The following is a 20,702-nucleotide window of genomic DNA, read 5'->3' as shown; positions in this document are numbered from 1 at the left end:
GGGCCTGGTTCGCCCTTGGCCATCAGTTCGGCCATGGCCCAGCCCGCTGGCGGAGGCTTTCAACATGTGGCGCTTCAAGGAAGGCCGGTTCATTGATGAGTCGGTGGCGGCGGGGGTGGCGCATTGATGGGAATCCGGAACCAATCCCGGTCAGGCGGCGTTGTCGCTGTAGAGATAAATCTACAGGAGACAGTCACATGTCAGATCCCAACATACCGCCGCGCCCCGTCACACCCGGAACAGTTGGCACCACAGCCGGCGTTGCCCCCGGTGCTGCGCGCGACGAATACACCCGCACCAACATCCATGTCCAAGCCCCCGCAGGCCGCGCCGTCGACTCTGGCGGCGGTCTCGGCACTGGCATGCTGGTGGCTGGCGTCTTTGTCGTCATCGCCATCCTTGCCTATGTCGTCTTTGGCGACCGCATCGGCAGCAACACCACCGGCGACACGGCGCCCTCGGTGTCGATTGAAAACAACAACACCCCGGCCGCAGACCCCGCGCCCGCGCCTGCACCTGTTCCAGACGCTGCCCCGGCAGACCCAGCCCCTGCACCCGACACTGGCGCGGCTGATCCCGTCGCGCCTACGCCCGATCCAGCGCCACTGGCCCCAGCCAACCCCTAAGGCCGCGCCCCTTCTGACCACCGTCGTCGGCGGGCACCCCTGGGTGTCCGCCTTCGTCATTTCCGGAGGCCGCCCGTGCTGACCCTTGAATGCCCCTACTGCGGCATCAAAGCCGAGGAAACCGAACTCTCCCGCCGCTACAAGGCGCATCTAAAGCGCTTCGGCCCCGGCTCCTCGCCCGAGGAATTCGCGGCCCACATGTTCGCGCGCAAAAACCCCAAAGGCGTGCCCTTTGAACGCTGGCGTCACGACGACGGCTGCGGCAAAAGGGTCCTCTCCGCCGACCACAGCCTTGCCCGGCGCGTCACCCGCCAAGGTGGGCGCCGATGACGCAGAGCTTGGGACTTTTTGCCCCCAGACGGCCGGGCAAGCTGCTTGCACCGCTGCAGACGATGGTGCTGAACGGCGTGCACGACAGGTTGGCCGGGCGGGTGTTCGTGCTTCAGGTCGGCGCGCGGGACGGGCAGACCAATGACCCGTTCCGGGCGCGTTTTGCCAGTGACGGCTGGTCGGGATTGCTGATCGAACCGCATCCGGCGCATTTCGCAGCACTGGCCACCTTGCACAAGGACAGCGAGCGGGTCGCGGTGCTGAACCTTGGCATCGCCTCGCACGCGGGCACGCAGCCGATCTATGCGGTGCCCGAAACGGCGGCACCCCGCTACCCGCGCAAGCTTCATCTGGCCGCCAGCCTGACCCGCGAGCGGATCGAAGCCGCCGCACGGGCCGCACTGCCTGACGCCACACCCGACGACGTGACCCCGACCGATGTGCCGCTCTTGCGCATGGACACGGTGCTGCGCGAGCTTGGCATCGACCGGGTGGATGTGGTGGCGATCAACGCCGGCGGGCATGAACTTGACGTGCTGTCCAGCTTTGCGCTGGCCGATCTGGGTGCGACCGCCGTGATCGTCCATTGCACGGGCGCCAGCCTGCCGCACGAACCCGCCTATGTCGCGGCGCTTGAGGCGGCGGGCCTGCTGGTGTTCCGGATTGGCGATGATCTGGTGGGTATGCATCCCGGCGGACTGCGGGTGCCGCTCGAAGACCTGCTGACCTTCTTTGGCAAGCGCGTTGGCCAGGAGGAGGACGTCGATGCCACATCCGACGCCTGAACCGCCACCACTATCGCACCGGCTCGTCACTGCGCCATGCGTCTTCCAATCACATGCGTCGTCCGGCGCAAGCTCAGGGGTGCCCCGATGCTGATCCTCGAATGCCCCTATTGCGGGGTGATGGCTGACGAGACGGAGCTTTCTCCCGGCTATGAAGCGCATCTGAAACGCTTCGGCCCCGATGCCAGCGCCGAAGAGTTCGAGGCCTACATGTTCGCCCGCAAGAACCCCAAAGGCGTGCATTTCGAGCGCTGGCGGCACAGCTACGGTTGCGGCAAATGGTTCCTTGCCGCGCGGTGCACCGCGACGTTGGAGGTGTTCGGCACCTACCCAGCCCAGACCGGCGCGCCACCGCCCGACATCATCGCAAAGATCACGGCCCGCAGGCCTGACTGGAAGGGCTTCGAATGAGCACGCGTCTGGCCCGAGGCGGCCGCCTGATCGACAGAACTTCGGCGGTGGAATTTTCCTTCAACGGCAAGCGCATGCGCGGCTTTGCCGGGGATACGCTGGCCTCGGCGCTGCTTGCCAACGACCAGATGCTGGTCGGCCGCAGCTTCAAGTATCACCGCCCGCGCGGCATCGTGGCTTCCGGCCCCGAAGAGCCGAACGCGTTGATGAACCTCGGGTCCGGTGACCGGCTGGAACCGAACCAGCGCGCCACCACGACCGAACTGTTCGACGGGCTGCAGGCTGCCAGCCAGAACCACTGGCCCAGCCTTGAATTCGATGTCGGCGTGATCAACAACGCGATGGCGCGGTTCCTGCCGGCGGGCTTTTACTACAAGACCTTCATCCATCCGCGCCCGTTCTGGAAACACGTGTTTGAACCGATCATCCGGCGCTCCGCCGGGCTTGGCAAAGCCCCGCGCGAAGCCGACGCGGATCGCTACGAACATACCTATGCTTTCTGCGATGTGCTGGTTGTCGGCGGCGGTATCGCGGGGTTGCAGGTGGCATTGCTGGCCTCGGCTGGCGGGGCGCGGGTGATGGTGCTGGAACAGGCCCCGGCCCTTGGCGGGCGGGCGCCGGTGGACGGTGACGTGATCGACGGCCAGCCCGCCGCCGTCTGGATCGCCGCCGCCGAGACCACTCTCAAAGGCCGCGACAACGTGACCATCCGCACCCGCTGCACCGGGGCAGGGGTCTATGACCACGGCTATGTGCTGGCAGACGAACGGATTGGCGACGCCAGCCCCGGCGACGGGCGGCCAAAACAGCGCCTGTGGCGGATCAGGGCGGCGCGCATCGTCACCGCCACCGGCGCAATCGAGCGCCCCCTGTCATTTGCCGGAAATGACCTGCCGGGTGTGATGCTGGCCGGTGCGGTGCGCGACTACGTGGAAAACTACGCCGTCAGCCCCGGTGACCGCACCGTCGTTGTCACCAACAACGACGATGCCTATCGTACCGCGATTGCATTGAAATCGGCAGGGCTGGAGGTTCCGGCCATCATCGATGTGCGCGCCGATGTTACCGGCGATCTGCCCACCCGCGCCCGCGAACTGGGCATCCGCATCCTGGCCGGACGCGCCATCGTCAAGGTCAAGGGCGGCAAGCGCGTCACCGGCATATCCATCGGCCTGCAGGCCGGCGAAGGGGCGGTGCTGGAAGACATCGCTTGTGACGCCGTGGCCATGTCGGGCGGCTGGTCCCCGGTTGTGCATCTGTGGAGCCATTGTGGCGGCAAACTGATCTGGGACGCAGGCCGTGCGATGTTCCGTCCCGATGCCACGCGCGCACCGATCACCCATGACGGCACCCCGATGGTGATCGCGGCCGGCGCCGCCAACGGCGCGCTGACGGCAGCCGAGGCGATGGCCGATGCGGCCAAATCTGCGACCGAAGCGCTGCGCCTTGCCGGTCTCAAGGTCAAGGGCAAGCCCGCCACCGCCGAAGCGCAGGCTGAGGCGGCGCTGGAGCCGTCGTGGATCATGCCACAGGGCGCACCGGTGATGCTGAAGTCAAAGATGTGGCTGGATTACCAGAATGACGTGAAGGTATCGGACGTGCAGCTTGCCGCCCGCGAAGGCTATCAAAGCGTCGAACATACCAAGCGTTACACCACGCTTGGGATGGCAACAGATCAGGGTAAGCTCAGCAATATCAACGGACTCGCCGTGCTGGCTGACAGTTTGAATGAAGAGATTCCGGCCGTTGGCACCACCACCTTCCGGCCACCCTACACCCCTGTCACGCTGGGCACCCTGGCTGGCGAGGCGCGCGGCGAGATTTTCCAACCCCTGCGCCGGACGCCGATGCATGCCTGGCATGACACGCATGGGGCCCACTTTGAACCGGTGGGTTTGTGGCGGCGGCCCTATTGCTTCCCCCGCGCCGGCGAAACCCACGAACAGGCCGTGCACCGCGAAGTTCTGAACACCCGCAGCGCCCTTGGCCTGCTGGACGCCTCGACCCTTGGCAAGATCATCGTCAAGGGGCCGGATGCAGGCCGCTTCCTCGACATGCTGTACACCGGCGTGATGAGCACCCTGCCGGTGGGCAAATGCCGCTACGGCTTGATGTGCAACGAGCAGGGCTTCCTGTCCGATGATGGCGTGGTGGCGCGGATCGACGAAGACACCTTCCTGTGCCACACCACCTCGGGCGGGGCCGACCGTATTCACGCCTGGATGGAAGACTGGCTGCAATGCGAATGGTGGGATTGGCAAGTCTACACTGCCAACGTGACCGAACAATACGCGCAAATCGCCGTGGTCGGCCCGAACGCCCGCAAACTGCTCGAAGCCCTTGGCGGGATGGATGTATCCAAGGAAACGCTGCCCTTCATGCAATGGGCCGACGGCTCCTTGGGCGGCTTTCCGGTGCGGGTCTACCGGATCAGCTTTTCCGGCGAGCTTAGCTATGAAATCGCCGTGCCCGCCAGCCACGGCGCGGCGTTCTGGGACGCGTGCCACACGGCGGGCGCATCCCTTGGCGCCATGCCCTACGGCACCGAAGCGCTGCATGTGATGCGCGCCGAAAAGGGCTTCATCATGATCGGCGATGAAACGGACGGTACGGTGATCCCGCAGGATCTGGGCCTCGACTGGGCGATTTCGAAAAAGAAGGCCGATTACCTTGGCAAACGTGGTCAGGCCCGGACCTATCTTGCCAGCCCCGACCGCTGGAAACTGGTAGGCTTTGAGACGCTTGATGGCTCGGTGATCCCTGATGGTGCCTACATCATCGAGGAGGGCCACAACGCCAATGGCCAGCGCAATGTTCAGGGCCGCGTCACCTCGACCTACTATTCGCCCACCCTGAAACGCGGCATCGCCATGGGCCTGTTGCGCCATGGTCCGGCGCGGATGGGCGAAGTGGTGGAATTCAACACGGTCACCAATGGCACCGTAAAGGCCCGCGTCGCCAATGCGGTGTTTTATGACAAGGACGGGGAAAAGCAGAATGTCTGATCCGGTTTCCGCCCTTGGTGGCGCGCGTATCAAAGGCTTCGCGGCGGTCCACGAGATCGGGCCGATCGGCATGATCACCCTGCGCGCCAAAGGCGTGAAGGGTCTGGACAAGGCGGTAAAAGCGGCCGTCGGCACCAAGCTTCCCACCCAGCGCCGGATCGAGATCGCCGGCGACAGCGCCTGTGGCTGGATGAGCCCGGATGAATACCTGCTGGTGCTGCCCTATGCCAAGGTTACCTCGGCGCTGGCTGCCATCGCCAAGGCCCTGAAGGGCGAACATCATCTGGCGGTCGATGTTTCCGATGCCCGCGCCGTGTTCCGGATCGAGGGGCCACAGGCGGCTGACGTGCTGCGCAAACTGTCGCCGGTCGATTTCGCCAGACTGGAGCCCGCAGAACTGCGCCGCAGCCGCGCGGCCCAGGTCGCTTGCGCCTTCTGGCAGCAGGACGGCGGCTTCACCCTCGTGTGCTTCCGGTCGGTTGCGGGCTATGTGATGGGCCTGCTGACACATTCCGCCATGCCGGGCAGCGAGGTGTGACTGCCACTGTGATCAAATGACGCAGCGGTCCTGACTTGACCAAAATGATGATGCAATGCGCATCCTTACCGATGAGGGTATGAGGATGATAAACATGCAAGTTTTGAAATTGGCCGGGCTTTTCGCCGCGAGCCTACTGGCGGGCCAGGCACAAGCGGTGACGCTGGATTGCACGCTGAAGCCCAGTGAAAGCTCTGGCGGCTACGTAACCGAGAGATACATTCTCGACTACAACGAAGCCGAGGGCACTGCGGTCGCGGTTGATTCTCTGATCCAGTACTTCCACGGTGGCCCGGTTCCGGCGAAGCTGTCCGACAATACCGCGAAGAAAACCGTATTCACCTGGACTGTGCTGACCACCTCCCAATCCGGTCAGGTCACCAAGATGCAGTTCCGGGCAGCGGTCTTCAAGTCGGACAACTCGATCACCGTATCGGCGACGCCCGGTGGCGGTTACGGCGGCGGTTTTGAGGCGCGTGGCAAATGCAAGAAGGTCTGACGGCTTCGGTGCAGCCTCCCGATTGACCGGCTCTCGCCACCCATACAGTTTGATGTTCCATCCCACGCGGAGCCCTTGATGCCTCTTGTCAGATTTTGCCCGGCGCTGGCTTGCCCCGTCGCGTTGGTGATCGCTTTGGCGCCCAGTTTGGGTCTGGCAAAAACCTATGATTGTGAACTTACCGACGGAAACGCGCCGTACTACATCGCGCCGACTGTGCGGGTTGAATATGATTCATTTGGACGGGTGGTCGCCAGTGACGCGGTGATCCGGAAAACCGGCCGCGACACAGTCTTTGGCAAGGTTGATACCGATAATGCGCGCCGCATCACCTTTGTTTGGGAAGTCCAGGACGTGAAGCCTGATCCGAAGGAACCAAGCTTCAGAAATGCCCACCTGATCGTCAGGCTGACCGTCCAAAAGGCTGACAGGTCTGCCCGGATCCTGGTACCAGACGCGGCCCATAATCGCCAGAACGCGGCAACCGGGGTCTGCACCCTCAACGACTAGGCTGCGACCCGCCGCTCTCTCGGGATTATCGGGCGCTTCGCGCCGCTTGGCCTTGACCTTCCAGGCCAATGCCCCCTTATTCCCTGTATCAATCCACCGTCCAACAGGAGACACCCCATGGCTTTCACCCTGCCAGACCTTCCATACGCCCACGACGCGCTGGCCTCGCTTGGCATGTCGAAAGAGACGCTGGAATACCACCATGACATCCACCACAAGGCCTATGTCGACAATGGCAACAAGCTGATTGCCGGCACCGAGTGGGAGAACAAGTCGGTCGAAGAGATCATCGTCGGCACCTACAACAAGACCGCCGTGGCGCAATCTGGCGTCTTCAACAACGCCAGCCAGCATTGGAACCATGCGCAATTCTGGGAAATGATGGGGCCGGGCGGCAAGGCGATGCCGGGTGCCCTTGAAAAGGCGCTGATCGAGGCTTTCGGTTCGGTGGCCAAGTTCAAGGAAGACTTCTCCGCCGCAGGGGCCGGTCAGTTTGGCTCTGGCTGGGCTTGGCTGGTGAAGGATGCGGGTGGCGCGCTGAAGGTCACCAAGACCGAAAATGGCGTGAACCCGCTGTGCTTTGGCCAGACCGCCCTTCTGGGCTGCGATGTGTGGGAACATTCCTACTACATCGATTTCCGTAACAAGCGTCCGGCTTACCTGACCAACTTCCTCGACAAACTGGTGAACTGGGAAGCCGTCGCGTCGCGCCTGTAACGTCTGCGCATCGGGCCGTCGCACCAGCGGTGTGGCGGCCCGTTCAGTTCCCGCCAAGCGCCTCGCGCAGCGCAGCGGTCAGTTCATCCGGCGTGGCAACGGTCTGAAACAGCGCCAAGACCGACGCATCCGCAAAGCCCTGCCCGACGATATGGGTCAGCAGGGCGATCAACGGTTGCCAGTATCCGTCGGTATCCAGCAAAATGATCGGCTTTCGATGCAGCCCGATCTGCGCCCAGGTCAGCACTTCAAAGAATTCGTCCAGCGATCCCGCGCCGCCGGGCAGCACGACGATGGCATCCGAATTCATGAACATCACCTTTTTGCGTTCATGCATGTCTTCGGTGATGACGAGGGTGGTCAGGTCGCGCTTGCCCAATTCGCGCGCCATCAGATGCTTCGGGATCACCCCCAAAGTTGTCGCCCCCGCCGAAATCGCCGCGCGCGCGACCTCGCCCATGATCCCCACGTCGCCCGCGCCGTAAACCAGCCGCCAGCCGTTTGCGGCGATGGCCGCACCCACGATGCGCGCGGTTTCGGCATAGACGGGCCGGGACCCGGATTTTGCGCCGCAAAAGACGCAGATCGATTGCAAGGTCATGGGCGTGCCTGAAACATGTTGCGTTGCCGCTTGATATAGAGATTCTTGGCGGTAAGGAAAGCACGGCCCCGGACAGCGTGATCAGGCGACAAGATCGAACAGCTTTGGGTCGGGCGGATGATGTTGGGGGGAACGAATGTCGGCTTGGGATGCGCTGGGTGCAGGTGGACGCGCCACCATCGTGGTTTTGGGCGCGGTGGGTGTTTCTGCCCTGGGCTACATCGGCTGGCAGTTGTCGCAAGGTGGCGCGCCAGTGCAGGTTCCGGCCGAAACGGTTGTCGAAGCGCCCGCCGACCCGTCTGCCACGGCGCCAGCCCCCGCCGATCCCGCCAAGGAAGCGGTCCAGCCAGCCGCGGTTGCCGAAGCCCCGTCCGAACCAATGGCACCGGTGTTCGACAACTGGCGCGTTGCCACCGATGGCGAGGCGGTTGTGTCCGGCCTTGCAGCGCCAGGTGCCAAGGTCGCGGTCCTGGTCGACGGCACCCCCGTGATCGAGGTGGAGGCCGCCGGTTCCGGCGAATTCGCCGCCCTTTTCACCTTGCCGCCGAATGACCAGCCCAGCCTGATGTCGCTGACAATGACGCTGCCGGATGGTGCGATCGTGCCGTCCGACCAGACCGTCGCCCTTACCGCGATCGCGGGGCCAAAGCTGGCCGACGTGGCAGCCGCCGCCCCCGCAGCTGCCACCGACGAGGCGCCAGCGGAGGTGGAGCAACCGACCGCCCCCGCCGCAATCCTCTTGACCGACGAAGGGGCGGTGGTCCTGCAAGAGCCCGTTGCCGTTGACCCGGTGGTTGTGGCCAACGTCTCGCTTGATACCATTGCCTACACGGCCGCTGGCGCCGTGCAGCTTGGCGGGCGGGCGCAGGCCGGGGCGTTCTTGCGGATCTATCTCGACAATGCGCAGATCCAGACCGTGCTGGTGCCCGACACCGGTTCGTGGCTCAGCACCCTGAACGACACCGCACCGGGCATCTACACGCTGCGGGTGGACCAGGTCGATGATGCGGGCAATGTCACGTCGCGGTTCGAAACACCGTTCAAGCGTGAAACGCTTGAGGCCCTCGCCGCCGTCACCGCAGCCGAACCCGCGCCTACGGAACCGCCGGCCAAAGCCGTCGCCGCCGAAGCCTCGCAAGAGCCCCGGGTGACCGAGGTTGCCCCCGAAGCAACCACCCCCGAACCGCTGGCAGAAGACGCAGCCGAAGGCGAAGCGGTCGCCAGCACCGCCGCCACGACCGAGGCGCCCGAGGTCAAGCCTGCCCAACCCGACGAAATTGCCTCAACCGAAGTGGCCAAGGTTGCAGAACCCGTCGCCCCACCCCCGGCAGCACCGGTCACCGTCACGGTTCAGCCCGGCTTCACCCTGTGGCGCATTGCCGAAGAAAACTTCGGGACGGGTGTGATGTATGTGCAGGTGTTCGAGGCCAACAAGGACAAGATCAAGGACCCCGACATGATCTTCCCCGGTCAGGTCTTCGCGATTCCGGCCGCATCGGGCAACTAGACGGCAGAAACCATCCGGGGTCCCGCGCAGGCACAGGCGGCCACCACTTCGGGGTGATCCATGCAGCAATCGTTCAGCAGATAGGAAATCGTCCGCCCAAGGCCCGTGGCATCAACGCAGTAAATCACGTTGCGCGCTGCCTTGCGCGACCGGATCAATCCGGCCTGCTCCATTGCCGCAAGGTGAAACGACAGGCGCGATGCGGACAATCCCAAAGACCGCGCTATATCCCCCGCAGCCATGCCGTCATCCCCGCTGCGCATAAGCAAACGGACAAGATCGAGCCGCGTCTCATGCGCCAGCGCCGAAAGGGCCAAGAGGACTTTACTTCGATCCATTGTTCAACTACTCACGAACTATTGAAATATTGATAGCCGATCCCGCGCCTGCAATCAACCGGTGTTCTGCGGATCGCACACAAGGACCAAGGAATGCGCCGTTCGACTGCGACCTCTGCCGATGCCCCCGAAGCCCCGGCTTCCGGCATGCAAACCATCCGGCGGGTTCTGCCCTACCTGTGGCCCAAGGATCAGCCTTGGGTAAAGCGCAGGGTGATCTTTGCCCTGCTGCTCCTCGTCGCGGCCAAGCTGGTTTCCGTCACCACCCCCTGGCTGTACAAGCTTGCGGTCGACAATCTGGGCGGTGACACGCCGGAGGGCGGCACGCTTCTGGGGCTTGGGGCAATCGGGCTGACAGTTGCCTACGGTCTGGCGCGGCTGGGTACGATTGCGTTCGGCGAAATGCGCGACGCCGTCTTTGTGCGTGTCGGCCAGCGCGCCATCCGCCAGCTGGCGATCGAGACGTTCACCCATATTCACCAGCTGTCGATGCGCTATCACATCACGCGCAAGACCGGCGGCCTGAGCCGGGTGATCGAGCGTGGGGTCAAAGGCGTCGATTTCCTGCTGCGGTTCATGTTGTTTTCCATCGGCCCGCTGATCCTTGAACTGGCAATGGTTTCGATAATCTTCGCGCTGGTGTTCGGCTGGCAGTATGCTGCCGTGGTGATGGTGACGATCACGCTTTACGTGGCCTTCACTTTCCGGGTCACCGAATGGCGGGTCCAGCTTCGCCGCGAAATGAACGATCAGGATACCGATGCCAACCAGAAGGCCATCGACAGTCTGCTCAACTTTGAAACTGTCAAGTATTTCAACGCCGAAGGCTGGGAAGCGCGGCGTTACGACGGTGCGATGCAACGCTACGAAACGGCCGCCGTCAAGACCGGCCTGTCGCTCAGCCTGCTGAACATCGGGCAAAGCGCGCTGATTACGACGGGCCTGATCACCGTGATGGCGATGAGCGCGCGTGGCGTCCAGCAAGGCATTCTGACGGTCGGCGATTTCGTCATGGTCAACGCCTACATGATCCAGATCACCATGCCGCTGAATTTTCTGGGCACGGTTTACCGCGAAATCCGGCAGGCGCTGGTGGACATGGGCCAGATGTTCGGCTTGCTCGGCCAGCCCGCCGAAGTGAAAGACGCCGTCGGTGCGCCCGATCTGGTGGTGCGCGGTGGCGAAGTCGTGTTCGACAGCGTGACCTTCAACTACGAGCCCGAGCGTGAGATCCTGAAAGGCATCAGCTTTCGGGTAAAGCCGGGCCAGCGGATTGCCTTGGTCGGCACCTCCGGCTCGGGCAAATCCACCATCGGGCGGCTGTTGTTCCGCTTTTATGACATCGCGGACGGGGCCATCATGATCGACGGTCAGGACATCCGCGATGTGACGCAAAACTCGCTGCACGCAGCCATTGGCGTGGTGCCGCAAGACACCGTGCTGTTCAACGACACGGTCTATTACAACATTGCCTACGGTCGCCACGATGCCACAAGGGACGAAGTGGAAACCGCGGCAAAGGCTGCCAAGATCCACGATTTCATCGTCAGTCTGCCTGACGGCTATGAGACAACGGTGGGCGAACGCGGGCTGAAACTGTCGGGCGGCGAAAAGCAGCGCGTCGGCATTGCGCGCACCCTTCTCAAGAACCCGCCGATCCTCATTCTGGACGAAGCCACCAGTGCGCTCGACACCCAGACCGAACGGTCGATCCAGGACAGCTTGCGCGAAATGGGGCAGGGCCGCAGCGTGATCACCATCGCGCACCGCCTGTCCACCATCGCCGACGCCGACCAGATCATCGTGCTAGAGGCGGGCCAGATCGTCGAACAGGGTCGCCATGACGAGCTGCTGGCGCGGCAAGGGCGCTATGCCGCGATGTGGGAACGCCAGACTTCTGAGGAAGAGCAGGAGGCTGCCTGACGTCGGCTCCATCGCAGCCGCGTGAACTGCCGAAGATGACAGGCTTTTTCCTTTGACCAACCGGTCAGGTTTGGCCAAAGTGATCGCATCCTGCAGGGAGTGGCGCGATGCTGCGGCGCGTTGGTCTTGTTGTGTTGCTTTGGGTCGGCCTGGCAACCGCTGCGGCGGCAGAGCGGCGCGTTGCCCTTGTGCTCGCCGCCGAAAATTACAAGCTGATCCGCCCGCTTACCAACCCCGACAACGATGCCCGCGCGATGGAAGCCTTGCTTGAAAACCTTGATTTCGAGGTTTTCGTGGAAACCGACCGCGATCTGCGCCGGATGCGCCGCGCGCTGGACGATTTTCGCCAGGACGGGGCCGGGGCCGATGTGGCGCTGGTGTTCTTTGCCGGGCACGGGGTGGCGCTGGACGGGGTGAATTACCTGCTGCCCACCGACGCCGACGCAAGTTCTGCGGCAAAGCTGGTGGAAACCGCACTGCCCCTGTCGGAACTTCAGGACGTGCTGCGCGACGTGGCTCCGGTGTCCATCGTGCTGCTGGATGCCTGCCGCGATGATCCCTTCTCCGGCAGCGGTACTGGCACAGAAGGCGACCGCACCGCCGCAGCCCTTGACGACGACCCGCCAACTGCCGCCACGCCAAAGCCGGGGTTGGGCCGGATCGGCCGCGCCGACGGCGTGCTGTTCGCCTTCGCCGCCTCCCCGAACGAGACGGCCTCCGACGGCACCGAGGAAAACTCGCCGTTCACCGCCGCCCTCATCCGCCATTTCGGCACCGCCGGCGTGGAACTTCGCACCGCCCTGACCCTTGTGCAGCAAGACGTCTACGACCGCAGCCGTGGCAAGCAGTTGCCCTACATCGAAAGCGGCTTGCCGGAACTGGTGTTCATCACCGGCGAGGGCGTGTTGCCCGAACGCGATCAGCTGCTGATCGCCATGGCCGACCTCACCCCCGACCTGCGCGCCGAGGTGGAGGCACTGGCGCTGGCCCGCAACATGCCGCTGGCACCATTGTACGCGGCGCTCCTGTCCGCCGATCTGGGTGACCAGACCCCTGATGAACGCGCCCGCCTTCTGCTTGAGGCCGCGAATTCCTATGAACAATTCCAGTCCGAACTGCAGCGCTTCCAATCCGACGATCCCCGCGTCGCCGATCTGCGCCGCCAGGCCGAGGAACAGCTGTCGCTTGGCGCCTTCGACACCGCCCGCGCCCTGCTGACCGAAGCCGCCGAAATCGACGCCTCTGCGCGCACCTCGATCCGCGAGACGTATCTGTCGCGCACCATTTCCGAAGCCGCCACCCATGTGCTGAACGCCAATGCCGCGCGCACCGACCTGCGCTACGATCTGGCGATCTCGGACCTGTCCAAAGCCGTCGCCCTGTACACCGAGGTTGAAAACGAAGAGCTCGACCGTGACACCGGGTTCGCCTTCACGCAGGCCCTGTCGACACTGGGCGATCTGCAACTTGTGGCTGGCAACACCAAGGGCGCCTTGGCATCGTTCAGCAAACGCAGCGCCTTCTCGCAAAAACAGGTGGAGGCGGACCCCGCCGATGTAGCCTGGGTGCGCGAACTGATCTGGTCGCTGAACAGCGTCGGGTCGGTCCTGCAGCAGCAAGGCTACCTCAAGGAAGCCGAAGCTGCTTTTTCCAGCGCGCTGGAGTTTTCGCAATGGCAGGGCAGCAGCACCCCCGATGACCCCGACCTGATGCGCGACGAACAGGTGGCGCGCAACAATGTCGGCGTGGTCCGCTTTGCCCTGAACGATTTCAAGGGCGCGTTGCAGGCCCACCGCGATGCCCTGCTGATCGCCGAAGCCCTGCTGGCGCGGGATCCGACCAGCGTCACCTACCAGCGCGACATTTCCTACACCCAGGAACGGATCGGCGATGTTCTGGTTGCGGTCGGCGACAAGGAAGGCGCGCGCGCCGCCTTTTCCACCTCGTTGGAAATCACCGCCGCCCTCGCCGCCGAATTCCCCGCAGACGAGGATATCCGCCGCGACCTTTCAGTCAGTTACGAACGCATCGGCGACACGCTGATTGCCGACAACGACTTTGACGGCGGCCTTGAACGCTATGGCCAGGCGCTGGCGATCCGCGAGGAACTGGCGGCTCTCGACCCTGACAACAAGTTGCGCCAGCGCGATCTGTCGGTGACGTTCGAGAGGATCGGCGATATCAATTCCTCGCGCGGCGACAAGGAATCCGCCCTCTTGGCGCAACAAGCCGCGCTTGCGATCCGCGAGAAACTGGCCGCGCTCGATCCGACCAACATGCTGTGGCAGCGCGATCTTTCGGTCAGCCACGAACGTGTCGGCGATATTCTTTACGATCAGAACGATCTGGCCGGGGCGATGGCCGCGCATGAACGCTCCAAGGCTCTGCGCGAAGGGATCGTGGCACTTGATCCGCAAAACCTGCCGCGCCAGCGCGACTACGGGGTGGCGATCGAAAAGATCGGCGATGTGAAATATGCGCTGGGCGATTACGATGGCGCCGTCGTGCTGCACCAACAGGCGCTGGCCCTGCGCAGGTCGCTGGTTGGCGCTGACCCCTCGGTGCCGCAATACACCCGCGACATCTCGTTCTCGCTGATCAAGATCGCGGATTGCTATGTCGCCCAGTCCCGTCTGGCTGAGGCGGAGCCGCTCTATGGCGAAGCGGTGATGCTGCGCGCGCAACTGTCCGCCGCCGCGCCGCAAGACACGCTGTCCCTGCGCGATCTGTCCGTCGTGCAGAATGCGCATTCGAAAACGCTGATTGACCTTGGCCGCGGGCCCGAGGCGGTCAAGGTGGCGCAACAATCGATTGAAACCGCTGACCGGCTGTTGGCCATCGCGCCCGACATAACGGACCATATTAATGACAAGCTGGTCAGCCTCAACCGGCTTGGCGACGCCTATGTGCTGGTGAACGATCAAGCCGCCGCCGCGCGCGCCTTTCAGGACATGCAGACCGTTGGCAACCGGCTGCTCGATATCGACCCCTACAGCACCGTCTGGGCAAATGATCTGTCGATCGCGCTGGAACGTCTGGGGGATGCGCAGTTTGCGCTGGGCGACCTTCCGGCAGCACTGGAAAGCCATCAGGGCAGCCTCAACCTGCGCGATTGGCTGGTTCAGCAAGACTCAAGCTCGGCTGTCTGGTACCGCAATCTCGCGATCAGCTATGAACGGGTCGCCAGCATGCTGGCGGCGCAGGAAAACTACGAAACCGCGCTGCCAAGTCAGGATCAGAGCCTGACGATGATGCGCGATCTGGCCGCCGCTTTCCCGGACGATCCGTGGTACAAGATAGACGTGGTAAGGGCGCTTGACCTGAAATCTGTGCTGCTTGCCGATGGTCGCGCCGAAAACGAAGAGGCGCTGGCGATCCTCGTTGACATGCGCGCCCAAGGCACCCTGCCGCAGGGCTATGAAGACTGGATTGCCGCCTTCCGAAAGACCTTGGGCCTGCCTGCGGAATTCTGACACCTCGCAAAGCGGCGCGGGGCTTGGCAACCCGGCGGCTTTGCCTGTAAGACGGGGGAAAGACGGAAAAAGAGGCACGCCCTGTGAGCAACCCGGAAAGTTTCATTGACGAAGTGACCGAAGAGGTCCGGCGTGATCGTCTGTTTCGCGTGTTTCGCAAATATGGCTGGATCGGCATCGTGCTGGTGCTGGGCGTGGTTGGCGGCGCTGCTTGGAACGAATGGTCCAAATCCCGGAATGAAGCGCAGGCCGAAGCATTTGGCGATGCGGTGACGGATGCGCTTGACCTTGGCTCGTCCAAGGAACGCCGTGATGCGCTGGCGGCCGTGCCGACCAGCGGCGATCAGGCCGCCCTGTTGCAGCTGATCCTCGCCTCCGACCCCGAAGAAGACAAGGCCTCGACCCTTGCCGCGCTCGAAGCTGTGGCCGCAGACGCGACCCTGCCAGTCAGCTATCGTGATCTGGCGGTGTTGCGGCGGGTGCTGGTCGGCGGGGCGGATATTCCCCTGGCAGACCGCCGCACGGCACTGGACAGCATTGCTGTGGCCGGGCGTCCCTATCGCCCCCTTGCCGAAGAACAGCTGGCCTATCTGCTGATCGAAGAAAAGAAACCGCAGGACGCTATCGCGCTCCTCTCGGGGTTGGTGCAGGATCAAGAGGCGTCGGGCGCGCTGCGGGCGCGTGCCGGTCAGGTGATTACGGCGCTGGGCGGCGTACCGCCCGAAACGGCGGGTGGCTGAGGCTTGGGTGTTTCGGGCGGCCGAAGGCTGGCTTAGACGGGCGTAGGCGGGCGTACAGAAGGGTCTTTTCAATTGGCAGGCATCAAGATCAAGCTGATGGCAGGTGCGGCGCTTCTGGCGCTTTTGGCTGCGTGCGGCGACCGTGAGGTGATCCTTCAGGGCGAACGCTTCCCGGTCCGCGAACCGCTGGAAGACAGCCTTCCCGTCGAAGGCGAACCGGCCCCGGTCGCCGCCCCCGCCGCCGAAAACCTGAGCCTGGCCATCGATCTGCCAGCCCAGACCAACCTTGCGGACTGGACCCACCGCGCCGGCAACGCCCGCCATCTGATGCCGCACTCCGCCCTGTCGGCCACCCCCGTCCGGATCTGGAGCGCGAAGATCGGCTCTGGCAGCAGCCGCAAGAACCGCATTGCCGCAGCACCGGTGGTGGCTGGCGGGCGGATATTCACGATGGACGCAGGCACCGCCGTCACCGCCACTTCGACCGCCGGTGCCACGCTGTGGTCGGTTGACCTCACCGCAGGTTTCGACGCGGGCGGCGGGTTGTCCGGTGGCGGTCTGGCCGCTGCGGGCAACAGCGTATTCGTCACCACTACGTATGGCGAAGTCGTCGCGCTTGACGCCGCTTCCGGGGCCGTCCAGTGGCGCCAGCGGGTCGACGCGCCAGCTACCGGCGCCCCGGCCACCGATGGCGACGCGGTCTATGTCAGCGGCCGCGACGGATCGGCCTGGGCCATCGACGCCAGCACCGGCAAGGTGATCTGGCAGGTCGTCGGCACCCCCGGCAAGGCCGGCTACCTCGGCTCCGCCGCGCCCACGGTCGGCGACCGTGCGGTGATTTTCCCGACCAATGCCGGCGATCTGATGGCCGTGCTCAAGATCGGCGGCGGCACCAAGATCTGGCAGGCGTCACTGGCCGGCAAACGTCTGGGCAAGGCCTTTGCCTTCACCCCCGACATCACCGGCGACGCGGTGATTTCCGGCAAAGTTCTGGTTGCAGGCACCGGAGCGGGCCGCACCGTGGCGATGTCCGCCTCCTCGGGTGAACGGATCTGGTCGGCCGGCGAAGGCGCGCTTGGCCCCGTGGTGCTGGTCGGCGGATCGGTGTTCCTTGTGAACGACGAGGCGCGTCTGGTGCGGCTTGACGCGGAAACCGGCGCGGTGATCTGGTCGGTCGAAATGCCTTATTTCACCACCGAAAAGCTGAAGAAACGCAAGGGAATCTACGCGCATTACGGCCCGGTTCTGGCGGGTGGCCGCATCATGGTGGTGTCCTCCGACGGCCTTCTGCGCGCCTTCAACCCCGAGGATGGCAGCCTCACCTACACCACCGACATTCCCGGTGGCGCTTCGGCCCAGCCGGCAGTGGCGGGCGGCGTTCTCTATGTGGTCGGCGCCAACGGGCAACTTCACGCTTTCCGCTAGCCGCCATCCCGTGTAAGGGGTGCGCTTCGCCATACCCGGACGCATGACATGAGCTTTACCCTCGCCATCGTGGGCCGCCCGAATGTGGGCAAGTCAACGCTTTTCAACCGCCTCGTAGGCCGCAAACTTGCGCTGGTCGATGACCAGCCCGGCGTCACCCGCGACCTGCGCGAGGGCGATGCAAAACTGTTCGACCTGCGCTTTACCGTGATTGACACCGCTGGCCTTGAAGAAGTCACCGACGACAGCCTTCAGGGCCGCATGCGCCGCCTGACCGAACGCGCCGTCGAAATGGCCGATGTCTGCCTGTTCCTGCTGGATGGCCGGGTTGGCGTCACCTCCTCGGACGAGGTGTTCGCCGATATCCTGCGCAAGAAGGGCGCCCGCGTCATCGTTGGCGTCAACAAGTCCGAAGGCAAGGCAGGCGACGCTGGCGCGCTGGAGGCGTGGAGCCTTGGCCTTGGCGAACCCCTGCGCCTGTCGGCCGAACATGGCGAAGGGATCGACGATCTTTACCGCATCCTGAAACCGCTGGAAGGCGAGTTTGCCGAGCGTGAATCCGAAAACATGCCGCTCACCGACCTCGACATCACCGAGGAAGAGGGCGAGGTCGAACCCGAAGAAAACGCCCACTACCCGACCACGAAAAAGCCGCTGCAGATTGCGGTGATCGGCCGCCCGAATGCCGGAAAATCCACCCTTATCAACAAGATCCTTGGCTATGACCGCCTGCTGACAGGCCCCGAGCCGGGCATCACCCGGGATGCGATCTCGGTGAAAACCGATTGGCAGAATACCCCGATCCGCATCTTCGACACCGCGGGCATGCGCAAAAAGGCCCGGATCACCGAGAAACTGGAAAAGCTCAGCGTCTCCGACGGCATCCGCGCCGTGCGCTTTGCCGAAGTTGTCGTGGTGCTGCTGGACGTGGAGATTCCGTTCGAAGTGCAGGATCTGCGCATCGCCGATTTCGCCGAAAGCGAAGGCCGCGCCGTGGTGGTTGCCGTCAACAAATGGGATCTTGAGGATGAAAAACAGGAAAAGCTGGCTGAACTGAAAGAGATGTTTGACCGCTTGCTGCCGCAGCTGCGTGGCGCGCCGCTGGTCACCGTGTCGGCCAAAACCGGGCGTGGCCTTGACCGCCTGCACGACGCGATCCGCAAGGCGCATGATGTCTGGAACCGCCGCATCACCACCGCGCGGCTGAACACCTGGCTTGGCGCGATGACCCAGGCGCACCCGCCACCGGCCCCCGGCGGCCACCGCATCAAGCTGCGCTACATCAGCCAGGTCAAAACGCGGCCACCCGGTTTCGTCATCATGTGCTCACGCCCGGATGAACTGCCAGAAAGCTATAAGCGCTATCTTGTCAATGGCTTGCGCGATCATTTTGAGATGCCGGGAACGCCGATCCGGCTGTTCTTCCGCAGCCAGTCCTCGACCAACCCGTTCAAGGACCAGAAGTTCCACACCCCCTCACGCCTGCGCAAGCACATCGAGGGCAAAGGCCGCGAAAGCCTGAAGCGTTAGGCCCGCCGGGTCGCAAGCAAGGTCAGCACCATGATGACGATCCCTGACCCGGCCATTGCGGCCACGGTCAGATTCGGCGTCCAGTTGACCGCCACGATACCGGCCAGCGCCCAGATCACCGTCAGCCCGTACACCGGCATCTGCGGGCGTCGCATTTGCACCGTCACCGCAATCACCAGCACCAGCGCCAGCATCGCGGCGGCTGATTGCGTGTCGCTCAGCCAGCCGTAGCCCGCGATCAGCACACCGGTAGACACCGCCGCCGCGGCCGACAGCCAGCCCGCAAAGATCGCCGTCGGGCCGGACAGCATCCAACGGTCCACATTGGTATCGGCGCGCAGGAACGCGGCAATCGCTGCACCCGCCATCACCCAGATCGTGACCGTGCCCCAGACAGCACTTGATCCGGCAATCGCCAGCCAGACCGCCCCGACCAGCACCGCCACGGTCAGCGGCAGCCGCACCGCCTGCCAGGCGGGGTCAGTGGCGCGCTTCCACACCCCAAAGACTGCATGGGCGATCAGCCAAAGGTAGATCACGCTCCAGATCGCAAAGGCATAGCCCGCGGGCTGGATCGAGGGCCGCTCGATCCGCACTGGAAACATGCTCGGCTCATAGCCGGTGAACGGCGGTGTGACGAACGGGGCGATGCCAAAGGCGATTGTCGCCAGCAGCAGGATCAGGGCGGGTGTGTGGGTTTTGGTCATGGGGTTGGTTGTGGCAGAGACCCGCCCGCGACGCCAGAGCCTTTGGGTCGCAGCGTCACCAGCGCCGCGAGCGCGCCAAGCATTAACAAATCCTGAACGACAAGGCACAAGTCATTGATTCTATTGATACGGCCCACTTGTCCACGCGTGGACAACGCCGGACTGGCGCCGCTCAAACCAGCCCACCCTCCGCCGAAATCCGCGTCTTCCCCCTCAGATAGGGGTGCAGGACCTCTGGCAAATCGACCGACCCGTCCGCCTGCTGGCCATTTTCCAGAACCGCGATCATGCACCGCCCGACCGCCAGCCCCGACCCGTTGAGGGTGGCCAGAAACTCCGGCTTGCCCCCCGCCGGCCGAAACCGCGCATTCATCCGCCGCGCCTGAAACGTCCCGCAGGTCGAGACGGAGCTGACCTCGCGGTAGGTGTTCTGCCCCGGCAGCCACACCTCAAGGTCGTGCGTCTTCTGCGCCCCGAACCCCATATCCCCGGTGCACAAAATGATGGTGCGGTAAGGCAGGCCCAGCTTTTTCAGGATGGCCTCGGCGCATTTCGTCATCCGCTCATGTTCGGCCAGCGCTGTCGCCGGCGTGCAGATCGTCACCATCTCGACCTTCTCGAACTGGTGCTGGCGCAACATGCCGGTGGTGTCCTTGCCCGCGCTGCCCGCTTCGGAGCGGAAGCACTGGGTATGGGCCGCCATCCGGATCGGCAGCCTTGCCTCGTCAAGGATATCGCCAGAGACGGTGTTGGTCAGCGTCACCTCTGCCGTAGGGATCAGCCACCACCCATTGGTCGTCTGATAGCTGTCTTCGGCGAATTTTGGCAGGTTGTTGGTGCCATACATCGCCTCATCCTTCACCAGCACCGGCGTCCAGGTTTCCGCCAACCCATGGTCCTCGACGTGGGTATCCAGCATGAACTGCGCCAGAGCCCGGTGGAGACGGGCCATGCTGCCCTTCAGGACCACAAACCGCGAGCCGGAGAGTTTGGCTGCGGTCTCGAAATCGAGGCCGGGAACGGCGGCGGGAATCTCA

The 20,702-nt window shown here is 64.0% G+C and carries 18 protein-coding genes and 1 pseudogene; 15 read left to right on the top strand and 4 right to left on the bottom strand.

The features are described from left to right. Nucleotides 1-197 precede the first annotated feature (197 nt). From RMO18_RS01215 to RMO18_RS01175, 9 genes and pseudogenes are all read left to right on the top strand, one after another. Nucleotides 198-626 (top strand): hypothetical protein, encoded by a 429-nt coding sequence (locus RMO18_RS01215; RefSeq protein WP_309663410.1) that lies wholly within the window; start codon nucleotides 198-200, stop codon nucleotides 624-626. A gap of 75 nt (nucleotides 627-701) precedes the next feature. Beyond that, nucleotides 702-908: pseudogene (locus tag RMO18_RS01210) on the top strand (sarcosine oxidase subunit delta); the annotation flags it as partial. Nucleotides 909-952: 44 nt separating this feature from the next. Continuing rightward, complete coding sequence (locus RMO18_RS01205) at nucleotides 953-1,741, top strand: FkbM family methyltransferase (RefSeq protein WP_309663409.1); 789 nt, start codon at nucleotides 953-955, stop codon at nucleotides 1,739-1,741. 87 nt (nucleotides 1,742-1,828) lie between these two features. Beyond that, nucleotides 1,829-2,152: a sarcosine oxidase subunit delta gene (locus RMO18_RS01200; protein WP_309663408.1), complete on the top strand. Its 324-nt coding sequence runs from the start codon at nucleotides 1,829-1,831 to the stop codon at nucleotides 2,150-2,152. Continuing rightward, nucleotides 2,149-5,157: a sarcosine oxidase subunit alpha family protein gene (locus RMO18_RS01195; RefSeq protein ID WP_309663407.1), complete on the top strand. Its 3,009-nt coding sequence runs from the start codon at nucleotides 2,149-2,151 to the stop codon at nucleotides 5,155-5,157. The genes RMO18_RS01200 and RMO18_RS01195 overlap by 4 nt, the downstream gene beginning before the upstream one ends. Continuing rightward, nucleotides 5,150-5,695 (top strand): sarcosine oxidase subunit gamma family protein, encoded by a 546-nt coding sequence (locus RMO18_RS01190; protein WP_309663406.1) that lies wholly within the window; start codon nucleotides 5,150-5,152, stop codon nucleotides 5,693-5,695. The genes RMO18_RS01195 and RMO18_RS01190 overlap by 8 nt, the downstream gene beginning before the upstream one ends. A 94-nt stretch (nucleotides 5,696-5,789) precedes the next feature. After that, nucleotides 5,790-6,194 (top strand): hypothetical protein, encoded by a 405-nt coding sequence (locus tag RMO18_RS01185; RefSeq protein WP_309663405.1) that lies wholly within the window; start codon nucleotides 5,790-5,792, stop codon nucleotides 6,192-6,194. A gap of 78 nt (nucleotides 6,195-6,272) precedes the next feature. Continuing rightward, the gene (locus RMO18_RS01180) at nucleotides 6,273-6,704 is read left to right on the top strand and encodes a hypothetical protein (RefSeq protein ID WP_309663404.1); all 432 of its coding nucleotides are present in this window, start codon (nucleotides 6,273-6,275) and stop codon (nucleotides 6,702-6,704) included. A 117-nt stretch (nucleotides 6,705-6,821) separates the two neighbouring features. Next, complete coding sequence (locus tag RMO18_RS01175) at nucleotides 6,822-7,421, top strand: superoxide dismutase (RefSeq protein WP_309663403.1); 600 nt, start codon at nucleotides 6,822-6,824, stop codon at nucleotides 7,419-7,421. Nucleotides 7,422-7,464: 43 nt separating this feature from the next. On the opposite strand, the gene RMO18_RS01170 is transcribed toward RMO18_RS01175, so the two are convergent. Next, nucleotides 7,465-8,022: a TIGR00730 family Rossman fold protein gene (locus tag RMO18_RS01170; RefSeq protein WP_309663402.1), complete on the bottom strand. Its 558-nt coding sequence runs from the start codon at nucleotides 8,020-8,022 to the stop codon at nucleotides 7,465-7,467. A 136-nt stretch (nucleotides 8,023-8,158) separates the two neighbouring features. On the opposite strand from RMO18_RS01170, the gene RMO18_RS01165 reads away from it, so the two are divergent. Next, nucleotides 8,159-9,529, top strand: coding sequence for a LysM peptidoglycan-binding domain-containing protein (locus tag RMO18_RS01165; RefSeq protein ID WP_309663401.1), 1,371 nt, complete (start codon nucleotides 8,159-8,161; stop codon nucleotides 9,527-9,529). Here RMO18_RS01165 and RMO18_RS01160 read toward each other — a convergent pair. After that, nucleotides 9,526-9,867 (bottom strand): metalloregulator ArsR/SmtB family transcription factor, encoded by a 342-nt coding sequence (locus RMO18_RS01160; protein ID WP_309663400.1) that lies wholly within the window; start codon nucleotides 9,865-9,867, stop codon nucleotides 9,526-9,528. The two genes, RMO18_RS01165 and RMO18_RS01160, sit on opposite strands and share 4 nt — an antisense overlap. A 93-nt stretch (nucleotides 9,868-9,960) precedes the next feature. Here RMO18_RS01160 and RMO18_RS01155 point away from each other — a divergent pair, with 93 nt between their 5' ends. From RMO18_RS01155 to der, 5 genes are all read left to right on the top strand, one after another. Then, on the top strand, nucleotides 9,961-11,790 hold the full coding sequence (locus tag RMO18_RS01155) for an ABC transporter ATP-binding protein/permease (RefSeq protein ID WP_309663399.1): 1,830 nt from the start codon (nucleotides 9,961-9,963) through the stop codon (nucleotides 11,788-11,790). A 107-nt stretch (nucleotides 11,791-11,897) separates the two neighbouring features. Then, entirely contained in the window at nucleotides 11,898-15,263 is a 3,366-nt protein-coding gene (locus RMO18_RS01150) for a caspase family protein (protein WP_309663398.1), read from the top strand. Between the two features lie 83 nt (nucleotides 15,264-15,346). Beyond that, a complete protein-coding gene (locus tag RMO18_RS01145) occupies nucleotides 15,347-16,003 on the top strand; it encodes a hypothetical protein (protein ID WP_309663397.1) in 657 nt (218 codons plus the stop codon). A gap of 72 nt (nucleotides 16,004-16,075) precedes the next feature. After that, nucleotides 16,076-17,428, top strand: coding sequence for a PQQ-binding-like beta-propeller repeat protein (locus RMO18_RS01140; protein WP_309663396.1), 1,353 nt, complete (start codon nucleotides 16,076-16,078; stop codon nucleotides 17,426-17,428). Between the two features lie 48 nt (nucleotides 17,429-17,476). Then, nucleotides 17,477-18,958 (top strand): ribosome biogenesis GTPase Der, encoded by a 1,482-nt coding sequence (gene der / locus RMO18_RS01135; protein WP_309663395.1) that lies wholly within the window; start codon nucleotides 17,477-17,479, stop codon nucleotides 18,956-18,958. On the opposite strand, the gene RMO18_RS01130 is transcribed toward der, so the two are convergent. Both RMO18_RS01130 and serS read right to left on the bottom strand, forming a co-directional pair. Continuing rightward, nucleotides 18,955-19,665 (bottom strand): hypothetical protein, encoded by a 711-nt coding sequence (locus RMO18_RS01130; RefSeq protein ID WP_309663394.1) that lies wholly within the window; start codon nucleotides 19,663-19,665, stop codon nucleotides 18,955-18,957. The two genes, der and RMO18_RS01130, sit on opposite strands and share 4 nt — an antisense overlap. Before the next feature lie 172 nt (nucleotides 19,666-19,837). Next, nucleotides 19,838-20,702: serine--tRNA ligase (gene serS, locus RMO18_RS01125; protein WP_309663393.1), on the bottom strand; the 865-nt coding region annotated here is incomplete at its 5' end.

The organism is Tabrizicola sp., assembly GCF_031377265.1.
Classification (GTDB): Bacteria; Pseudomonadota; Alphaproteobacteria; order Rhodobacterales; family Rhodobacteraceae; genus JAUYQR01.
This window is presented reverse-complemented; position numbering and strand designations above follow the sequence as displayed.

What these genes read in the sequence shown, in the direction of transcription:
- RMO18_RS01200 (WP_309663408.1), top strand. Translation starts at nt 1,829, where the DNA reads ATGCTGATCCTCGAATGCCCCTATTGCGGGGTGATGGCTGACGAGACG.
- RMO18_RS01175 (WP_309663403.1), top strand. Translation starts at nt 6,822, where the DNA reads ATGGCTTTCACCCTGCCAGACCTTCCATACGCCCACGACGCGCTGGCC.
- RMO18_RS01160 (WP_309663400.1), bottom strand. Translation starts at nt 9,867, where the DNA reads ATGGATCGAAGTAAAGTCCTCTTGGCCCTTTCGGCGCTGGCGCATGAG.
- RMO18_RS01195 (WP_309663407.1), top strand. Translation starts at nt 2,149, where the DNA reads ATGAGCACGCGTCTGGCCCGAGGCGGCCGCCTGATCGACAGAACTTCG.
- RMO18_RS01215 (WP_309663410.1), top strand. Translation starts at nt 198, where the DNA reads ATGTCAGATCCCAACATACCGCCGCGCCCCGTCACACCCGGAACAGTT.
- RMO18_RS01190 (WP_309663406.1), top strand. Translation starts at nt 5,150, where the DNA reads ATGTCTGATCCGGTTTCCGCCCTTGGTGGCGCGCGTATCAAAGGCTTC.
- RMO18_RS01150 (WP_309663398.1), top strand. Translation starts at nt 11,898, where the DNA reads ATGCTGCGGCGCGTTGGTCTTGTTGTGTTGCTTTGGGTCGGCCTGGCA.
- der (WP_309663395.1), top strand. Translation starts at nt 17,477, where the DNA reads ATGAGCTTTACCCTCGCCATCGTGGGCCGCCCGAATGTGGGCAAGTCA.
- RMO18_RS01170 (WP_309663402.1), bottom strand. Translation starts at nt 8,022, where the DNA reads ATGACCTTGCAATCGATCTGCGTCTTTTGCGGCGCAAAATCCGGGTCC.
- RMO18_RS01205 (WP_309663409.1), top strand. Translation starts at nt 953, where the DNA reads ATGACGCAGAGCTTGGGACTTTTTGCCCCCAGACGGCCGGGCAAGCTG.
- RMO18_RS01185 (WP_309663405.1), top strand. Translation starts at nt 5,790, where the DNA reads ATGCAAGTTTTGAAATTGGCCGGGCTTTTCGCCGCGAGCCTACTGGCG.
- RMO18_RS01155 (WP_309663399.1), top strand. Translation starts at nt 9,961, where the DNA reads ATGCGCCGTTCGACTGCGACCTCTGCCGATGCCCCCGAAGCCCCGGCT.
- RMO18_RS01180 (WP_309663404.1), top strand. Translation starts at nt 6,273, where the DNA reads ATGCCTCTTGTCAGATTTTGCCCGGCGCTGGCTTGCCCCGTCGCGTTG.
- RMO18_RS01130 (WP_309663394.1), bottom strand. Translation starts at nt 19,665, where the DNA reads ATGACCAAAACCCACACACCCGCCCTGATCCTGCTGCTGGCGACAATC.
- RMO18_RS01165 (WP_309663401.1), top strand. Translation starts at nt 8,159, where the DNA reads ATGTCGGCTTGGGATGCGCTGGGTGCAGGTGGACGCGCCACCATCGTG.